Here is an 18219-nt window from a genome sequence, read left to right on the forward strand (position 1 = left end):
AACCTCAAATCATGCTGGTAGGGACAGCCCTCGTAAAGACGGCCCTGCTTTGACGCTTACGCACGAAGTGACTGACCCCGGCTGTTCAATCCACGAACAGACGAAAAAAAAGCAGCGCTACGCGCTGCCTTTGTCATTTATCAAAACCATTAAAAGTGATAAGCGACTTTGACGTTCATGTAATTGACGCCGCTATTCGGTTTCTTGTAGCCGCCGTTCGAGAAATGCTGGATCTTCGCAGCGACTTCCCATTTGTTATTGAAAATATAGCCGACGCCGATATGGTCGCCGAATTGGAAGTGGGTCGACAGGCGGTTATCGTCGTTATCGTACAGCTTGGACAGCATGTGTACGCCAATACCGCCTTCTGCGTAGAAGCCCAGCTTATTGGTATTTTCAAAGCGGAACACGGGAGTAAAGCCCAGATCCCACAGTTTTTGATGCTGGCCAGGGACATTGCGATAGCTCTTGCCATCCCAACCGCCGATGCTGGCATCCCAGTAACCGCTCAGCTGCGTGCCATTCGATACAAACCAGGCCTTATCCCAGTTCGAGGTCACGCCGGCGCGTACCATTTGTACCTTCACGCCCTTGGCATATTCGCCGTAGACGGAGTCGATCAGTTTGTCGTCGGCAGCAAAGCCGGCGTTGGCCGCCATCAGCGCGGCAACGGCGGCGATGGATTTGAGGAGATTCTTCTTGAAGAACATAGAGGCTTTCATCGTAAAATTGGCCGATAGGCTATTGTTGTACAGGCACCTTGCTTTGCATGCCGCTCTCGCCACTCGTTGATATTAGGGGTTGAATTGACATTCTCTACAAAAATCGCATTTCTCGGTATCGGTCTGATGGGGGATCCGATGGTCCGGTGCCTGCTACGCGCTGGATATTCTGTCACAATTTGGAATCGCACGCACAGCAAGGCTCAAGTCCTGCGTGCGGCAGGGGCGCAGCCGGCTATTTCAGTGGCGGCGGCGGTCTGCGATGCGGACGTGGTCATCTCGATGCTGGAAGCCGGTCCCATCGTGGCGCAAGTGTTGCAAGAGGCGCTGCCGTCCCTGGCAGCTGGCGCGCTGTGGATCGATATGAGTTCCACCCAACAATCAGAAGCCCGGCAATTTCATGCCATCTTGCATGCGGCTGGCCATGCCTTCATCGATGCACCCGTGTCGGGCGGCGTCGGCGGGGCGCAGGCGGGCACCCTGGCCATCATGGCCGGCGCCAGTGCCGGCGATTACGCGCGTGTGGAAACTATCCTGACGGCCATGGGACGACCGACCCTGGTAGGGCCTGCCGGCAGTGGACAAGTAGCCAAACTGTGCAATCAGCTGATCGTCGGCGCCACTTTGACCATCGTGGCCGAAGCGCTGTTGCTGGCACAGGCTGCCGGCGCCGATGCGGCTGCCGTTCGGGCGGCCATCCGTGGCGGTTTTGCCGAGAGCAAGATTCTGGACGTGCATGGCCAGCGCATGCTGGAGCGCAATTTTGTCGCCGGCGGGCAGGTGAAAAGCCAGATCAAGGATATGCACAACATCCTCGCGGCGGCCGAGGCCGCACATGTCACCTTGCCGGTGACGCAACTGGTGACGCAGCGCTATGAAACCCTCGCCACTACCCACCCGACGGCCGACCATGCGGCGGCCTTGCTGGCCCTGGAAGCGTTGAATCCGGGCCAGCGCCTGGGCACCGGTCCGGATAAGCTGAGCTGATTCAAGCGAGGGGCAGGCTCGCTTCGGCCAGCTTGACCCAGAAACTGGCGCCGATGGGCAGCAGATTGTCGTTGAAGTCGTAACTGCCATTGTGCAAGACGCACGGACCCAGGCCGTGGCCGCCATCGCGGTGCTCGCCATCACCATTGCCGATGAAGATGTAGCAGCCGGCTTTTTCTTGCAGGAAAAAGGCGAAATCTTCCGCGCCCATGGTCGGTTCGACGTTCGCGTTGACCTTGTCGGCACCCACCACGCTTTTCATCACTTCGACGGCAAACGCCGTTTCTTTCTCGTGGTTGACCAGCGGCGGATAGTTGCGCTTGAAGTGGAACTCGACTTCCGCGCCAAAGGCGGCGGCCGTGTGCACGGCGATCTCGCGCATGCGCTCCTCGATCAAGTCCAGCACGGGCGTGGTGAAGGTGCGCACGGTGCCGACCAGGCTGGCGTCATCGGGAATCACATTGGTGGCGCTGCCCGCATGGATTTGCGTGATCGACAGCACGGCCGTATCGAGCGGGCTCTTGTTGCGCGTGATGACGGTTTGCCAGCTTTGCGCGATTTGTACGGCCACCATCACCGGGTCGATACCCTTGTGGGGCTGGGCCGCGTGGGCGCCCTTGCCCTTGACCGTGACGTGGAATTCATTGCTGGACGCCATCATCGGCCCTTCCACTACGCTCAGGGTGCCCGTTTCGGCGCCGGGCCAGTTGTGCATGCCGTAGATGGCATCCATGGGAAAGCGTGTAAACAGGCCGTCTTCGATCATTTCGCGCGCGCCGGCGCCGCCTTCTTCGGCTGGCTGGAAGACCAGGTACACGGTGCCGTCGAAATGGCGGTGCTGCGAAAGGTAATGGGCGGCGCCCAGCAGCATGGCCGTGTGGCCGTCATGGCCGCAGGCGTGCATCTTGCCAGGGTGGCGTGAAGCATGCTCGAAGGTATTCATTTCCTGCATGGGAAGGGCATCCATGTCGGCGCGCAGGCCGATGGCGCGTGTCGAGCTGCCATTCTGGATGATGCCGACCAGGCCAGTACGGCCCAGACCGCGTACCACTGGAATGCCCCACTCCGTCAGTTTGGCGGCGACCACGTCCGAGGTACGCTGTTCTTCGTAGCACAGCTCGGGATGCGCGTGCAGGTCGCGGCGAATACCTTGCAGCTCGGATTGAAACGCCAAGATGGGATCAACTAGTTTCATCGGAATCTCCTGTGTATGCTGGCGCGCGTCATGTATGGCGCGCCGGACCGCCTCTGTTTGATCAAAAACAGGCGCGGCTAATAATGCATTGTAGCCCTTGTTTGCCGGGTAAATCCAGCGCACGGACGTGCTTGCCACTGCGCCAACAGCAAGCGCGCGGAATGGTTTACAGTATCGCCTTCCCGCAACGTTTTTGGATAGACCCATGACCACCACCCAAGTGCGCGCCGCCTGCCCGCTCGATTGCCCCGATACCTGCGCCTTGCTGGTCACCGTGACCGATGGCGTGGCGACAGCTGTCAAGGGCGATCCCGACCACCCGACCACCGCTGGCGTACTGTGCACCAAGGTGTCGCGCTTCACGGAGCGCACCTACCATGCGGACCGGCTGCTGCATCCGCTGCGCCGCGTGGGCAAGAAGGGCGAAGGCAAGTTCGAGCGCATCAGTTGGGAAGAGGCACTGCAGACCATCGCGGCCCGCTTGAAACCGATCGCCGCGCGCGATCCGCAGGCGATCTTGCCGTACAGCTACTGCGGTACCATGGGTCTGGTGCAGGGCGAATCGATGTCTTCGCGTTTCTTCAACCAGCTCGGTGCTTCTCTGCTGGACCGCACCATCTGCGCCTCGGCCGGCGCCACGGGTTACCGCTACACGGTGGGCGCCAGCATCGGCACGGACCTGGAACAGTTCCAGAACGCCAAATTGATCATCATCTGGGGCGGCAACCCCATCGCCTCGAACCTGCATTTCTGGATGCGCGCCCAGGAAGCCAAGCGCAACGGCGCCACCCTGATCGCCATCGACCCGTATCGCTCGCTGACGGCCGAAAAGTGTCATCAGCATATTGCCTTGCTGCCAGGGACCGATGCGGCCCTGGCGCTGGGCTTGATGCATGTGCTGATTAGCGAAGAACTGGTCGACCATGACTATATCGCGCGCTACACCGTCGGCTATGCTGAACTGAAACAGCGAGCCCTGGAATGGCCGCCCGAGCGCGTCGCCGAGGTGTGCGGCATCACGGCCACGGAAGTGGTTGAACTGGCGCGGCTGTACGGCCAGGCATGCCGTTCTGGCGAGGGCGCCGCCATCCGTACCAACTACGGCGTGCAGCGCGTGCATGGCGGCGGCATGGCCGTACGCAACATCGCCTGCCTGCCGGCCCTGACTGGCGCCTGGCGCCACCCTGCCGGCGGCATGCAGCTGTCGAGCTCGGGCTCCTTTCCCGTCAACCGCAAGGCCTTGCAGCGCCCCGATTTGCTCAAAGGCACGCCGCGCACCATCAATATGAGCACCATCGGCGACGATCTGTTGAAAGAAAGCTCGACCGAATTCGGCCCGCAAGTGGAAGCCGTGATCGTCTACAACTCGAATCCCCTGGCGGTAGCGCCCGATTCCTCGAAAGTGGCGCAGGGCTTTGCCCGTGAAGATTTGTTTACGGTCGTGCTCGAACACTTCCAGACCGATACCGTCGATTACGCCGACATCGTATTGCCTGCCACCACGCAGCTCGAGCACGTCGACGCGCACTCCACCTATGGCCACTTGTACATGATGGCGAACAATGCAGCCGTGGCGCCGCTGGGTGAAGCGAAGGCGAATACGGAAATCTTCCGATTGCTGGCGCAGCACATGGGCTTTGATGACCCGTGTTTCCAGGAAAGCGATGATGCGCTGGCAGCCAAGGCATTCGATGCGACGGATGCGCGCGCCGTGCATTTTGACTGGGAATCGCTGAAACGCACGGGCTGGCAAAAGCTGGCCATGCCCGAGGCGCCGTTCGCCACGGGCGGCTTTCCCACGCCATCGGGCAAGTGCGAGTTTTATTCCAGCGCCATGGCGCAGGCCGGACTTGATCCCTTGCCGACCTACATTGCACCGCACGAATCGCAGGCCAGCAATCCCGCACTGGCGGCACGTTTCCCGTTGGCCATGATTTCGCCGCCGGCGCGCAATTTTCTCAACTCCACGTTCGTCAACGTGAAAAGCCTGCGCGCGGCCGAAGGCGAGCCGCACCTCGATATCCACCCTGACGACTGCGCCGCGCGCGGCATCGTGGCCGGCGACATGGTGCGCATCTTCAATGACCGCGGCAGTTTTGTCGCCAAGGCCAGGGTCACGGACAAGGCGAGACGGGGCCTGGTGGTGGGCTTGTCCGTGTGGTGGAAGAAACTCGCCAGCGATGGCAAGAACGCCAATGAAGTGACCAGCCAGCGCCTGACGGACATGGGCCGCGCGCCAACCTTCTACGATACCCTGGTCGAAGTGGAAAAGGCCGGCTGACCATGGCCATGGCGCGCTGGCCGGCCCGCTTGCTTGTCGGCACGCTGTGCATGTTGCTGGGCGGCTGCACGCAGCTGCGCTACTATACGCAAGCGGCGCAGGGGCAATATGCCTTGTGGTCCGGCGCGCGCCCCATCGCTGACTGGCTCGATGACCCGGCCACCGAGCCACGCCTGAAAGTGCGCCTGGCCAAGGCGCAGCAGATTCGCCGCTTTGCCGTCAGCGAGCTGGACTTGCCCGACAATGGCAGCTACAAGAATTATGCCGCCTTGCGGCGCCCCTTCGTGCTGTGGAACGTGGTGGCCACGCCGGAATTGTCGCTGCAGCCGCTGCAATGGTGTTTCCCCATCGCCGGCTGCGTGAATTACCGCGGCTATTACAGCAAGGAGGAGGCACTCGCGTATGCCGACCAGTTGCGTGCCCGGCATTACGACGTGCAGGTGGGCGGCGTGCCCGCCTATTCCACCCTGGGCTGGTTCGACGATCCCCTGTTGTCGACTTTTATCCATTACAACGATGCGGAACTGGCGCGCCTGATCTTCCATGAGCTGGCGCACCAGGTGGTGTACGTGCCCGGCGATTCGGCCTTCAACGAGTCGTTTGCCAGTGCCGTGGAAGAAGCGGGCGTGCAGCGCTGGCTGGCGCGCGAGGGCAGCGAGGCCATGCGCGCGTCATACGCCCGGTACGCGGCGCGGCGCGAGGATTTCCTGGCCTTGCTGCTGCGCTATCGGGGGGAACTGGAAGCCGTATATGCAAGCGAGGCCAGCGATGCGGACAAGCGCGCGCGCAAGGCGCAGGTGTTTGCGGCGTTGCAAGACGCGTATCAAGTATTGAAGCAAGACTGGGGTGGTTTTGCCGGTTATGACCGCTGGTTCGAGCAGCCGTTGAGCAATGCGCACCTGGCTTCCGTGTCGACCTACAATGAATTTTTGCCTGCCTTCAAAAAATTGCTGGAAGAAAAAAAGAACTTTCGTGCTTTTTATGCTGCAGTGCACACAATGGCCCAGATCAAGAAGCCTGAGCGCAGGCGTGCGCTGGAACAATTGTCCAGCCCCTGACCCGTAAAGATTGTCCCGTACGTCGAGCCAGACGATCCTGCAACAGTGTATTTATCATGCTGCACTGCAGCACAAAAAGCCCTTAGAGTTGCCGCTCGAATACTGTTGAAAGCGCTTGCATGGAAGCGCGGCGCCCGATAGCATCGCATAAGTAGCATAGAGCAATTGCTCGTCAGAATGCTCAAACTGACTGCAGGACGACAGAATCCGCAGCAATGATCCGCGCCGGCAGGGTGCGCCGGCTCCCCCACGATTATTCGAGACAAGAGGCACAGGATGGAAAAAATTTGGCTGAAGTCGTATCCTCCCGGCGTTCCCGCCGACATCGATCCTGATCAATATCGTTCGCTGGTGCATCTGCTGGAAGAAGCGTTTCAAAAATATGCAGACCGCAATGCCTATGTCTGCATGGACAAATTTCTCACCTATGCAGAACTCGATACCTATTCGCGCCAGCTGGGTGCCTGGCTGCAAAGCCGTGGCCTGAAGAAGGGGGCCCGGGTCGCCCTGATGATGCCGAACGTGCTGCAGTATCCGGTGGCGATCGCCGCCGTACTGCGCGCCGGCTACACGGTGGTCAACGTCAACCCCTTGTATACGCCGCGCGAACTCGAGCATCAGCTTAACGATTCCGGCAGCGAAGCCATCATCGTGCTGGAAAACTTTGCCCATACGCTCGAGCAAGTGCTGAGCAAGACGGCCGTCAAGCACATCATCGTCGCCAGCATGGGCGAGATGCTGGGCGGCTTGAAGGGCATGCTCGTCAATTTTGTCGTGCGCAACGTCAAGAAGATGGTGCCCGCCTATTCCTTGCCGAACGCCATGCGTTTCAAGCAGGCGCTGGCCTTGGGCAGCCGCATGAAGCTCACGCCCGTCGAGCTGAGCATCCACGACGCCGCTTTCCTGCAATACACGGGTGGTACCACGGGCGTGTCGAAAGGCGCGACCTTGAGCCACCGCAATGTGATCGCCAATGTGCTGCAGAGCGAAGCGTGGTCGGGCGCCGCGCTGGACCAGAACAGCAAGGAACAGATGATCGTGGTCTGCGCCTTGCCGCTCTACCATATCTTTGCCCTGACGGCGTGCGCCATGTGGGGCACGCGCGTGGGTGCGCTGAATATCCTGATTCCGAATCCGCGCGATATCCCGGGCCTGATCAAGGAACTGGGCAAGTACAAGTTTAATCTGTTACCGGCGGTCAATACCCTGTATAACGCGCTGGTCAATCACCCCGATTTCGCCAAGCTCGATTTCTCGGGCTTGAAGATCGCCAATGGCGGCGGCATGGCGGTGCAGCAAGCCGTCAATGACAAGTGGCTGCAGGTGACGGGCGTGTCCATCATCGAAGGCTATGGCTTGTCGGAAACGTCGCCTGTCGCCACTTGCAACCGGGCCGACAGCACGGCGTTTTCCGGCACCATCGGCTTGCCCGTGCCCTCGACCGATATCGCCATCCTCGACGATGATGGCAAGGAAGTGCCGCTGGGACAGACGGGCGAAATCGCCATCCGCGGCCCGCAAGTGATGAGCGGCTACTGGAACCGTCCCGATGAAACGGCCAAGGTCATGACGCCCGACGGCTACTTTAAATCAGGCGACGTGGGCATCATGGATGAACGCGGCTACGTGAAGATCGTCGACCGCAAGAAAGACATGATTCTCGTCTCCGGCTTCAATGTGTATCCGAACGAAGTCGAAGCCGTCATCGCGGCCCATCCGGGCGTGCTCGAGTGCGCCTGCGTGGGCGTGCCAGACGAACACTCGGGCGAGGCCGTGAAAGTGTTTGTCGTGCGCAAGGACCCGAACCTGACCCAGGCCGCGCTGGCCGCGTATTGCAAGGAACAATTCACGGGGTACAAGCGGCCGAAATACATTGAATTCCGCGATGAACTGCCGAAGACCAATGTCGGCAAGATTTTGCGTCGCGCCTTGCGTGACGAAACGAAGATAGCAGCATAAACAGTGTGGATGCGCCAGGAGGCGCATCCCTTTTACAGATAAAGATGAGGCGAGATGGACAAGATTTGGTTGAAGTCGTACCCGGACAGTGTTCCCGCAGAGATTGATTGCACGCAATACCGTTCCGTCACGCATTTGCTGGAAGAGTCGTTCCAGAAATATGCGGACCGCAATGCTTTCGTGTGCATGGATAAATTCCTCACCTATCGCGAGCTCGACCAGCTGTCGCAGCAGATGGGAGCCTGGCTGCAAAGCAAGGGTTTGCAGCCAGGTGCGCGCGTGGCGATCATGTTGCCGAACGTGCTGCAGTATCCGGTGGCCATGGCGGCGATTTTGCGCGCCGGCTACACGGTAGTAAACGTGAATCCGCTGTACACGCCGCGCGAACTCCAGCATCAGCTGATCGATTCGGGCAGTGTAGCGATCATCGTGCTGGAAAACTTCGCCACCACGGTCGAGCAGGTGTTGCCGCATACCCAGGTCAAGCATGTGATCGTCGCCACCATGGGGGACTTGCTCGGTGGCTTGAAGGGCACCATCGTCAACTTCGTCGTGCGCAAGATCAAGAAAATGGTGCCTGCGTTCTCCTTGCCTGGCGCCATCAGCTTCAACAAGATGCTGGCCGAGGGTTCCCGTTTGACACTCACGCCGGTGCAGCAGGGGCATGACGATATCGTCTTCCTGCAATACACGGGCGGCACGACGGGCGTCTCTAAAGGCGCGATGTTGTTGCACCGTAACGTGATCGCCAACGTATTGCAAAACGAGGCGTGGATGTCGCCCGTGATGACGCCTGAAATGCGCGCCACCTCGATGGGATTCATGTGCGCCTTGCCCCTGTATCACATCTATTCGCTGACGGTCAGCGCCCTGATGGGCATGCGCCTGGGCGGCATGAACGTGCTGATCCCGAATCCGCGCGACATTCCCGGTTTCGTCAAGGAACTGGCCAAGCACAAGATTGTCGTTTTCCCGGCCGTGAATACCCTCTATAACGCGCTGCTGAACAATGCAGATTTTGCCAAGCTCGATTTTTCCAGTTACAAAGTGTGCAATGGCGGCGGCATGGCCTTGCAGCGTAACGTGGCCGAACGCTGGCTGAAACTGACGGGCTGCCCGCTGATCGAAGGCTATGGCATGTCGGAAACGTCGCCCGTGGTAACGGGCAACCGCGTCGACATCACGGAATTTACGGGCACTATCGGCTTGCCTTTCCCGTCGACGGAAGTGGCCATCTTGAACGACGATGGCGAGGAAGTAGCGCTGGGCGAGCCGGGCGAGATCGCCGTGCGCGGCCCCCAAGTGATGGCGGGTTACTGGCAGCGTCCGGACGAGACGGCCAAGTCGATGACGGCTGACGGCTACTTCAAGACGGGCGACGTGGGCGTCATGGATGAGCGCGGCTATGTGAAGATCGTGGACCGCAAGAAAGACATGATCATCGTTTCCGGCTTCAATGTGTACCCTAATGAAGTGGAAGACGTGGTTGCATCGTGCCCGGGAGTACTCGAGTGCGCGTGCATCGGCGTGCCGGATGCCAACGCGGGCGAAGCCGTGAAAGTGTTTGTCGTGCGCAAGGATCCGAACCTGACGGTGGAACAGATCCGCGAGCATTGCAAGCATGAATTGACGGCCTACAAGAAACCGAAATACATCGAGTTCCGCGATGAATTGCCGAAGACCAATGTCGGCAAGATCTTGCGCCGTCAATTACGCGACGAGAAGAAGGTGGCCTAAGAACACCTATCAAAACCTACTGCGCGTCGCGGGTCGCGGTTTCCGATGCTCACTGTGCATTCGCACAGTTCCGCTTCTCAACCACGACGCGCATCCGCTCGCTACGGTTTTGTTAGGCGTTCTGATTCGCCTCCATGGCTGTGTCCGCCTCCAAGTTCCGCCCTGGGCGGGCGGGCAAGCCGAAGCAGGGGCGCAGCCAGTTCACCTTGCTGATCAGCAGCGAGGTTCCCAGCCAGCAGGTCGCCACCGTGCCGGCCAGCACCAGCAGCGCTTCCACCACAGGCCCCAGCTTCAGGGGTACCAGCCAGTAGGCCAGCAGCACGATTGCGCTCTGGTGCAATATGTACCAGGGAAAGACCGCCTGGCGTGCCCATGGCAGCCAGGCAAACGGTTTATTCAGCAAGCGGTGCGACCAGCCCAGGATGGTGCAGATGGCCAGCCACATGTACAGGTTGCGCATGGGCCAGGAGCCGAACGAGGCCCAGGTCTGCAGGTTTTCCGAATAGATCTGGTCGAAAAACATGTACACGGCAAACGCGCCCAACCCCAGCCACAGGGTGCGCCAGCGCAGGCGCGCCAGTTCGGCCCACAAGCCCTTGTCATTACCCAGCCACCAGCCGTATACGAACATCGTGAAATACATGGCGTGCGCATACCAGTCGCGCACCATCGCATGGGTTTCCGGATAGCGCATTTTGAGCAACACCGTGGCGGCAAGGGTGGGCAGCGCCGGCAAGACCAGCAGGCGCCAGCCGCGCAGGCGCTGGAAAAGGGGGCGCAGCGCCGCCAGCAGCGGCTGCAGGGTTAGCAGCACGATGATGTACAGCAGCAAGTACACCAGATACCACAAGTGATTCCACGTAAAACCATATTGCCAGCCTGCGAAGGCGCCGGCAGGCCAGGCATGGCCACCAAAGTAATGCAGCAGGAATTGTCCATAGCCAGGCTCGACCAGGCCGTTGCGGACGCCCTCGCAATACGGCTGAACAGGAATGATGATGGCCATGCCGAACAGCAGTGGCAGCAGCAGGCGCTTGATCCTGCGCCACAGGAAGGCGCCGCGCGAGGTCTGCGTCATCAATGCGCACGAAACGCCGGAGATGAGGAAGACGATTTCCATGCGCCAGCGGTTAATGAAGACCAGCGGCATGTGCAAGGTGTCCGAGGCGTAACTGCTGTGCATATGAAAGTTCCAGCCATCCATGTACAGCAGGGCAGTGTGGTAGACAATCAACAGGCTGAAGACGAGAAAGCGCAAGGTGTCGATATCGTGGCGGCGGGTGTCATGGCGCATGATCGGTGGGCAAGTGGTGAAGGAAGCTCCAGCATAGGCAGCAACGAGGCTGGCAGCCATTGCGAAGTGACCAGCGGACGGCTGCTTGTGACGAATGGATCGCCTGGGACGGGTGTGGGACCGTACAATTGTGCAACTCATTTACCGACTGAAGCCATGCGCATCTCTCCCACGGACCTGTTGCAACGTTATAAACTTTGGCGCCGCGTGGCCGAGCCCGGATTCTGGATCGTGCTGACCCTGATGCAGGCCAGCGTGAACAGCTGGCTGGTGTGGATTGACCTGCGGCGCACCGGAGTCGATACGGCGTTCTGGGAAGTGGCCGTGTGGGAATGGAGCAGCAATCTGGTGTTGCTGGCGCTGGTGCCCGTGGTCGTGCTGGCGGGACAGTACCGGCCGCTACACCTGCTGTTCCAGCGCCAGAACTTGCGCTGGCACCTGGCTGCGTCGGCCGTCTACAGCCTGGTGCACGTGGCGGCGATGGTGGCCTTGCGAAAAATTGCTTATTGGAGTCAGGGCAGCCACTATGATTTTGGCGCCTGGTGGCGCGAGTTACCGTATGAGTATGTGAAAGATGTACGTGCTTACTTCTTCGTCTTGCTGGTCGTGGGCTTTTACCAGTTGTTGCTGATGCGCTGGCAAGGCGAGGCGACCTTGCTGGGCGAACCCGATGAAGGACCCGCCGTGGAACCGGTGCAGCAGCCGGAGCGGTTTCTGGTGCGCAAGCTGGGCAAGGATTTTTTACTGCCTGCCCTTGAGATCGAATGGATACAGGCCTGGGGCAATTATGTCAATTTGCATGTGCGCGGGCACGATTACCCGCTGCGCTCGACCATGGCCGCCATCGAGCGCCGCCTGGACGGCAAGCGCTTTGTGCGCGTGCACCGCAGCTACATCGTCAACCTTGATTTCGTGCAGAGCATCGTGCCGCTGGAATCGGGTGATGCGCGCGCCGTGCTGTCCACGGGCGGCGAAGTGCCCGTCAGCCGGCGCTACCGCGATGCCTTGAAAAGTACTTGCTAGCTTTCTTGCAAGCCAGCCTTGCCGTTGCGCACGACAAAGCTGGCCAGTGTCGCGATGCTAGAAGTGCTGTCGCGCACGTTCTCCAGGCCTTGGAACAGAGTGGTGGTTTTCTCCGGCGTGATCTCCATCAACATATAGCCGCGCTTGTCGCTGCGTCCGTAACGGATATGCGGGTTCATCGCCACGTACTGCGCCGTGCGCGCCTGCGGACGGGAACTCGAGGTGATGGAAGTGCCGCAAAACTCCGTGGCCAGCACGGGATTGCTCTTGCTGGTGGGCCGCGTGGCGTTGCGGCTCAGTTCGGTGGCATAAAAGGTGTGCACGTCGCCCGACAGTACCATCGGATTGCTGGCCTTGCTGCTGCGCAAGGCATCGAGCAAGTGCTGGCGCGCCAGTGGATAGCCATCCCAGCCATCGGTCCAGACGCGTTCGTCACCGGGCCGCAGGATGGGCACCTGGCTCGCTTGCGCCATCAGCGTTTGCTGGGCCAGAATATTCCAGCGCGCCGGGGAATCATCGAGGCCGGCTTGCAGCCAGCGCTGCTGTTGCTCGCCAAGCATGCTGCGCTGCGGCTTGCGCAAGTCGGGACAGGTGCGCGTGGTGACGGAATTGGAGCCGCCACGGCCCGGTTTGGCGCATGCGTGATCGTCACGGTATTGCCGGTCGTCCAGCACGTGAAAGCGCGCCAATCGGCCCCAGTCGTAGCGCTGGTAAATACGCATGTCGACAAAGCCGCGCCGCCCCAGCGGCAGCAAACGCAGTGGCATGTGTTCATAAAACGCCTGGTAGGCGGCCGCGCGGCGCTGCAAAAAGGTGGGTGTGAGCAATTCGTCGCGCTCCTTGCCGTAATCGTTGGCCACTTCATGGTCATCCCAGGTGACGATCCACGGCGCGGCCAGGTGTGCTCCCTGCAAGTCGCGGTCGCTCTTGTATTGCGCGTAGCGGGCGCGGTAGTCGTCCAGAGTAAAGCTTTCATGCGTGCGCACGGCCCGGTCCGGGTGCTGCAGCTGGTACGGTCCCCACTCATAGATGTAATCGCCGAGAAAGGCCACCAGGTCGGGCGCGGCTGCAGCGATGTGCCGGTGCGCCGCGTAGGCGCCGAATTCCCAGTGCTGGCACGAGGCCACGGCCAGTTTCAGCGAGGCAGGCATGGCGCCGGGCGCGGGTGCCGTGCGCGTGCGGCCCACTGGGCTGACGGCGTCGCCAAGCATAAAGCGATACCAGTACCAGCGCCCGGGCGCCAGGCCGCCCACGTCGATGTGCACGCTGTGCGCGAGGCCGGGCGTGGCCGTGGCCTGGCCCTTGGCGGTGATGCGCCGGAAAGCCTCGTCTTCGGCTACTTCCCAGCGCACGTTCAGGGCGATGGCGGGCGTGGCGGCGGCCTGCAGCGGGTCGTAGCAGATGCGCGTCCATAGCGCGACGGCATCCGGCAAGGGCGAACCGGATGCGACACCGAGCGCAAACGGATAGCCGTTGCCATTGAAGCGCGTGGCGGCACGCGCGCTGGAACCGGACAGCACGCTGCCAGCGGCGGCCAGTGTCGTGATGCGCGCAGCGCTCAGCAGGAAGATGCGGCGCTGGCTATCCATCGTGTGGAATTATTGCGACAATCAAGACGACAATAAGGTCTCGATCGGCGGCACCTTGCGCGGCTTGCGGTCGGAGTCGGTTGCCACATAGATCAGGGTCGCTTCCGTGACTTTCACGATGCACGCCTGCAGGCGGTTGCGCTCGGCATACACCTCGACATTGACCGTGATGGAAGTATTGCCAACCTTGACGATATCGGCGTAGAAGGATAGTAAATCGCCGACAAACACGGGGTTTTTGAAGACGAAGGAGTTGACGGCGATGGTGGCGACACGGCCGTTGGCGCGCCGTGTGGCCGGCAATGAACCGGCGATGTCGACCTGCGCCATGATCCAGCCGCCGAAGACGTCGCCGTACACATTGGCGTCGGAGGGCGCGGGCATCATGCGCAATTCCGGCATTTTTCCGGCCGGCAGGCCGGAGGCGAGGCAGTTATCGGGGCGCTCGGGGGAGGTGCTCATCTTTTATTCTCATGAAAGGCTACAATTGCCCCGATTGAACCATAAAAAGCCGACCTTCGCCATGCGCCGTTCCCAGACTCCCCCTCCGCCCCGCTCGCCAGCCTCCGCCAGCCACAGCGATTTCGCTACCATCAAGACCTTGCTGCCGTATCTGTGGGTCTACAAATGGCGGGTGCTGCTGGCACTGCTATGTCTGGTGGGTGCCAAGCTGGCCAATGTGGGCGTGCCCCTGATCCTGAAAAAACTCGTCGATGCCATGACGATCACGGCGGCGCACCCGCAAGCGCTGCTGGTGTTGCCCGTCGGTTTGCTGGTGGCGTATGGCTTGCTGCGCCTATCGACCACCCTGTTTACGGAATTGCGCGAATTCCTGTTTGCCCGGGTCACGCAGCGGGCCGTGCGTACCATCGCCCTGCAAGTGTTCCGCCACCTGCATGCCTTGTCCCTGCGTTTTCATTTGAACCGTCAGACGGGCGGCATGACGCGCGACATCGAACGGGGCACGCGCAGCGTCGGCTCGCTCATTTCCTATACCTTGTTCAACATCTTGCCGACCCTGGTGGAAATCACGCTCGTGCTCGGCTATCTGGTCTTGCATTACGACATCTGGTTTACCGTGATCACGGCCGTGGCGCTGGTGTCCTACATTACATTTACCGTGCTGGTGACGAACTGGCGCACGCATTTCCGCCGCACCATGAACGACCTCGACTCGAAGGCGAATACCAAGGCCATCGATTCCTTGATCAACTATGAAACCGTCAAATATTTCGGCAACGAGGATTACGAGGCGAAGCGCTACGACGAGGGCTTGCAGCGTTATGAATCGGCGGCCGTCAAATCGCAAACCTCCCTGTCCTTGCTCAATACGGGCCAGTCGCTGATCATTGCCACGGCCGTTACCTTGATACTGTGGCGCGCCACGGCCGGCGTGATCGCCGGCACGATGACCCTGGGCGACCTGGTGCTGGTGAACGCCTTCATGATCCAGCTCTACATTCCCCTCAATTTCCTCGGCGTGATTTACCGCGAAATCAAGCAAAGCCTGGCCGACATGGAGCGTCTGTTTTCCTTGCTGAACGAAAACCGTGAAATCGCCGATACGCCGGACGCCAAACCGCTCGTCACGCGGGGCGCGAGCGTGCATTTCGCGCATGTGGATTTCAGCTATGAAACCAAGCGGCAAATCCTGTTCGACGTCGATTTCCAGATTCCTGCCGGCACCACCACGGCCGTGGTGGGCCACAGCGGCTCGGGCAAATCGACCCTGTCGCGTTTGCTGTTCCGCTTCTACGAAGTCGATGGCGGCAGCATCACCATCGATGGCCAGGACTTGCGCAGCATGACGCAGGACTCCCTGCGCGCCGCCATCGGCATCGTGCCACAGGACACGGTGCTGTTCAACGACAGCATCGAATACAACATCGCCTACGGCAAGCCGGGCGCCAGCAAGGAGGCTATCGTGGCGGCAGCCAAAGCGGCGTCGATCCATGATTTTATTGAAAGCTTGCCAGATGGCTACAACTCCATGGTGGGCGAGCGGGGTTTGAAGCTGTCCGGCGGTGAAAAGCAGCGCGTGGCCATCGCCCGCACCTTGCTGAAAGACCCGGCCATCCTGATCTTCGACGAGGCCACCTCGGCGCTGGATTCGAAGGCCGAGCAGGCGATACAGTCGCAACTGAAGGAGATCGCCAAAAACCGCACCACTTTGGTCATCGCGCACCGTCTGTCGACGGTGGCGGACGCCCAGCAAATCCTGGTGCTCGACCATGGCCGCATTGTCGAGCGGGGCACGCATCCGCAATTGCTGGCGCTCGATGGCTTGTACGCGCAGATGTGGCAACGCCAGCAGGCAAATAGGGACGATGAGGCGCAAGAGGAGGAGTTGGCGGAGTTGGTGCCGGCAAAATAAATCGGGAAGGGGAAATCAGTAGGAAAAATGCTACAGCCGCGCTGATACAGGCGCGTGTATAGCGTCTATTTGAGGGCAATCGCAGAAAACGGCTGGTCTGGCGCTGAAAATGAAATAAAATTAATTCCAATGGTGGCGTCTGCACCACAGTTGTTTCGTTCGGAATCCATCCCGTTTGTCCGCCCAGGAGAATTTATGAAATTGACCAAAATCATCGCCACGCTGCTCAGCGTCGGTGTCATCAGCAGCATGTCGCCAGTCCAGGCTCAGGAATTGACCGGCACCTTGGCCAAGATCAAGAAAGCCGGTTCCGTCACCCTCGGTGTGCGCGACGGCTCCGTGCCCTTCTCCTATCTCGATGACAAGCAGCAATACCAGGGTTATTCAATCGACCTGTGCATGAAAGTCGTTACGGCCCTGCAAAAGCACCTGGGCATGAGCGAATTGAAAGTGGTGATGAGCCCCGTCACCTCGGCCAACCGCATCCCCCTGATGGCCAACGGCACCATCGACCTCGAATGTGGCTCGACGACGAACAACCTGGAGCGCCAGCAGCAGGTGGCATTCGCGCCCACCATGTTCGTCATCGGCAACCGCATCCTGGCGAAGAAATCCTCGAACATCAAGACCCTGGAAGACTTGCGCGGCAAGACCCTGGTGGCCACGGCCGGCACCTCGACCGTCAAGCAAATGACCATCCTGAACAAGGAAAAAAACCTGGGCATGAATATCGCCATCGCCAAGGATCATCCTGAATCATTCCTGATGCTGGAGACAGGGCGCGCCGTGGCTGAAGCCAATGACGACATCCTGCTGGCGTCGCAAGTGGCCAACTCGAAAAACCCGAACGACTTCGAAATCACCAAGGAAGCGCTGTCGGTCGAGCCGTATGGCATCATGCTGCGCAAGAACGATCCGGCCTTCAAGAAGGTGGTTGACGACGCGCTGATCCGCCTGTACAAGAGCGACGACATCAACCGCATCTATGCGAAATGGTTTACTTCGCCGATCCCGCCGAAAAACATCAACCTGAAATTCCCCATGCCGCCGCAATTGAAGGCCGTGTTCACGAATCCGACCGATTCGGGCGACCCGGCCGCCTATGCGGCCGTGCCCGAAGCGCAGAAGACTTCGGACAAACGGAAAAAGTAAAGATTGGGTAACAAATCGGGAGGCGCAAGCCTCCCGGTTTTATTTGCGGGACGGCGGCCGGCTGGCTGCTTTCCCGGAGCTGCATGGGAAGGATGATCATGAATTACAACTGGAATTGGCGCATTTTCTGGGAGATGTCCCCCGATGGCGTGGGCACATATATGGACACGCTTTGGTCCGGCCTGGTGTGGACCCTGGCCACGGCCGGCGCTGCCTGGATCATGGCCCTGATCCTGGGTCTGGTGATCGGCACCGTACGCACCCTGCCGAACAAATGGCTGGTGGGCGTGGCCAATGCGTATGTAGAACTGTTTCGCAACGTGCCGCTGCTGGTGCAGATGTTCCTGTGGTATTTCGTCATGCCGGAATTGCTGCCGCAGGACCTGGGCGCCTGGGTCAAGACGCTGCCGAACGCACCGTTCGTCACGGCCGTACTATGCCTGGGATTCTTTACCTCCTCGCGCGTGGCCGTGCAGGTGACAACGGGCATCGAGGCGCTGCCGCGCGGGCAGAAACTGGCCGGCACGGCGCTGGGCCTGACCCTGCCGCAAACCTACCGTTTTATTTTGCTGCCGATGGCCGCGCGCGTCATCATGCCGCCGCTGACCAGCGAATTTTTGAACATCATCAAGAACAGTTCCGTGGCATTGACCATCGGCCTGATCGAACTGACGGCCAGCGCGCGCGCCATCCAGGAATTCTCGTTCCAGGTATTCGAGGCATTTTCAGCCGCGACCATCATCTACGTCGTCGTCAACCTGCTGGTGGTGGTGCTGATGCACCTGATCGAAAAAAAGGTCGCCATCCCGGGTTTCATCGTCGCCGGCGCCAAGACGGGAGGACATTAA

The 18219-nt window shown here is 60.2% G+C and carries 14 protein-coding genes; 9 read left to right on the top strand and 5 right to left on the bottom strand.

The features are described from left to right. Positions 1-149: 149 nt before the first annotated feature. A complete protein-coding gene (locus tag K0F85_RS05950; RefSeq protein WP_230539252.1) occupies positions 150-722 on the bottom strand; it encodes an acyloxyacyl hydrolase in 573 nt (190 codons plus the stop codon). Between the two features lie 84 nt (positions 723-806). Here K0F85_RS05950 and K0F85_RS05955 point away from each other — a divergent pair, with 84 nt between their 5' ends. Beyond that, on the top strand, positions 807-1709 hold the full coding sequence (locus K0F85_RS05955; protein ID WP_374198641.1) for an NAD(P)-dependent oxidoreductase: 903 nt from the start codon (positions 807-809) through the stop codon (positions 1707-1709). Between the two features lies 1 nt (position 1710). Here K0F85_RS05955 and K0F85_RS05960 read toward each other — a convergent pair whose 3' ends face one another. Further along, a complete protein-coding gene (locus K0F85_RS05960; protein ID WP_219115025.1) occupies positions 1711-2904 on the bottom strand; it encodes a M20 aminoacylase family protein in 1194 nt (397 codons plus the stop codon). A 205-nt stretch (positions 2905-3109) separates the two neighbouring features. Here K0F85_RS05960 and K0F85_RS05965 point away from each other — a divergent pair, with 205 nt between their 5' ends. The 4 genes from K0F85_RS05965 (at position 3110) to K0F85_RS05980 (ending at position 9939) form a co-directional block, all read left to right on the top strand. Beyond that, entirely contained in the window at positions 3110-5185 is a 2076-nt protein-coding gene (locus K0F85_RS05965) for a molybdopterin-dependent oxidoreductase (RefSeq protein WP_219115026.1), read from the top strand. Between the two features lie 2 nt (positions 5186-5187). Continuing rightward, positions 5188-6243 carry an aminopeptidase gene (locus tag K0F85_RS05970; protein WP_219115027.1) on the top strand — a complete coding sequence of 352 codons (1056 nt, stop codon included), beginning with the start codon at positions 5188-5190 and terminating at the stop codon, positions 6241-6243. A gap of 276 nt (positions 6244-6519) precedes the next feature. Beyond that, positions 6520-8202, top strand: a complete 1683-nt coding sequence (locus tag K0F85_RS05975) for a long-chain fatty acid--CoA ligase (RefSeq protein WP_219115028.1) — start codon at positions 6520-6522, stop codon at positions 8200-8202. 54 nt (positions 8203-8256) lie between these two features. Continuing rightward, positions 8257-9939, top strand: a complete 1683-nt coding sequence (locus tag K0F85_RS05980; RefSeq protein WP_219115029.1) for a long-chain-fatty-acid--CoA ligase — start codon at positions 8257-8259, stop codon at positions 9937-9939. Between the two features lie 112 nt (positions 9940-10051). Here K0F85_RS05980 and K0F85_RS05985 read toward each other — a convergent pair whose 3' ends face one another. After that, complete coding sequence (locus tag K0F85_RS05985; RefSeq protein WP_219115030.1) at positions 10052-11233, bottom strand: acyltransferase; 1182 nt, start codon at positions 11231-11233, stop codon at positions 10052-10054. Positions 11234-11389: 156 nt separating this feature from the next. Here K0F85_RS05985 and K0F85_RS05990 point away from each other — a divergent pair, with 156 nt between their 5' ends. After that, complete coding sequence (locus K0F85_RS05990) at positions 11390-12256, top strand: LytTR family DNA-binding domain-containing protein (protein ID WP_219115031.1); 867 nt, start codon at positions 11390-11392, stop codon at positions 12254-12256. Here K0F85_RS05990 and K0F85_RS05995 read toward each other — a convergent pair. Both K0F85_RS05995 and K0F85_RS06000 read right to left on the bottom strand, forming a co-directional pair. Next, the gene (locus tag K0F85_RS05995; protein WP_219115032.1) at positions 12253-13845 is read right to left on the bottom strand and encodes an alkaline phosphatase; all 1593 of its coding nucleotides are present in this window, start codon (positions 13843-13845) and stop codon (positions 12253-12255) included. The two genes, K0F85_RS05990 and K0F85_RS05995, sit on opposite strands and share 4 nt — an antisense overlap. Positions 13846-13866: 21 nt before the next feature. Beyond that, positions 13867-14307: an acyl-CoA thioesterase gene (locus tag K0F85_RS06000; RefSeq protein ID WP_219115033.1), complete on the bottom strand. Its 441-nt coding sequence runs from the start codon at positions 14305-14307 to the stop codon at positions 13867-13869. Positions 14308-14368: 61 nt separating this feature from the next. Here K0F85_RS06000 and K0F85_RS06005 point away from each other — a divergent pair, with 61 nt between their 5' ends. From K0F85_RS06005 to K0F85_RS06015, 3 genes are all read left to right on the top strand, one after another. Then, positions 14369-16219, top strand: coding sequence for an ABC transporter ATP-binding protein/permease (locus K0F85_RS06005; RefSeq protein ID WP_219115034.1), 1851 nt, complete (start codon positions 14369-14371; stop codon positions 16217-16219). A gap of 195 nt (positions 16220-16414) precedes the next feature. Further along, a complete protein-coding gene (locus K0F85_RS06010; RefSeq protein ID WP_219115035.1) occupies positions 16415-17371 on the top strand; it encodes an amino acid ABC transporter substrate-binding protein in 957 nt (318 codons plus the stop codon). Positions 17372-17469: 98 nt separating this feature from the next. After that, entirely contained in the window at positions 17470-18219 is a 750-nt protein-coding gene (locus tag K0F85_RS06015) for an amino acid ABC transporter permease (protein ID WP_219115036.1), read from the top strand.

Origin of the sequence: Janthinobacterium sp. UMAB-56 (genome assembly GCF_900095265.1) — a bacterium.
Classification (GTDB): Bacteria; Pseudomonadota; Gammaproteobacteria; order Burkholderiales; family Burkholderiaceae_D; genus Janthinobacterium.

Coding starts and splice junctions, on each gene's coding strand:
- K0F85_RS06010 (WP_219115035.1), top strand. CDS start 16,415: ATGAAATTGACCAAAATCATCGCCACGCTGCTCAGCGTCGGTGTCATC.
- K0F85_RS06005 (WP_219115034.1), top strand. CDS start 14,369: ATGCGCCGTTCCCAGACTCCCCCTCCGCCCCGCTCGCCAGCCTCCGCC.
- K0F85_RS05980 (WP_219115029.1), top strand. CDS start 8,257: ATGGACAAGATTTGGTTGAAGTCGTACCCGGACAGTGTTCCCGCAGAG.
- K0F85_RS05950 (WP_230539252.1), bottom strand. CDS start 722: ATGAAAGCCTCTATGTTCTTCAAGAAGAATCTCCTCAAATCCATCGCC.
- K0F85_RS05965 (WP_219115026.1), top strand. CDS start 3,110: ATGACCACCACCCAAGTGCGCGCCGCCTGCCCGCTCGATTGCCCCGAT.
- K0F85_RS05970 (WP_219115027.1), top strand. CDS start 5,188: ATGGCCATGGCGCGCTGGCCGGCCCGCTTGCTTGTCGGCACGCTGTGC.
- K0F85_RS05960 (WP_219115025.1), bottom strand. CDS start 2,904: ATGAAACTAGTTGATCCCATCTTGGCGTTTCAATCCGAGCTGCAAGGT.
- K0F85_RS06015 (WP_219115036.1), top strand. CDS start 17,470: ATGAATTACAACTGGAATTGGCGCATTTTCTGGGAGATGTCCCCCGAT.
- K0F85_RS05990 (WP_219115031.1), top strand. CDS start 11,390: ATGCGCATCTCTCCCACGGACCTGTTGCAACGTTATAAACTTTGGCGC.
- K0F85_RS05985 (WP_219115030.1), bottom strand. CDS start 11,233: ATGCGCCATGACACCCGCCGCCACGATATCGACACCTTGCGCTTTCTC.
- K0F85_RS05975 (WP_219115028.1), top strand. CDS start 6,520: ATGGAAAAAATTTGGCTGAAGTCGTATCCTCCCGGCGTTCCCGCCGAC.
- K0F85_RS06000 (WP_219115033.1), bottom strand. CDS start 14,307: ATGAGCACCTCCCCCGAGCGCCCCGATAACTGCCTCGCCTCCGGCCTG.
- K0F85_RS05995 (WP_219115032.1), bottom strand. CDS start 13,845: ATGGATAGCCAGCGCCGCATCTTCCTGCTGAGCGCTGCGCGCATCACG.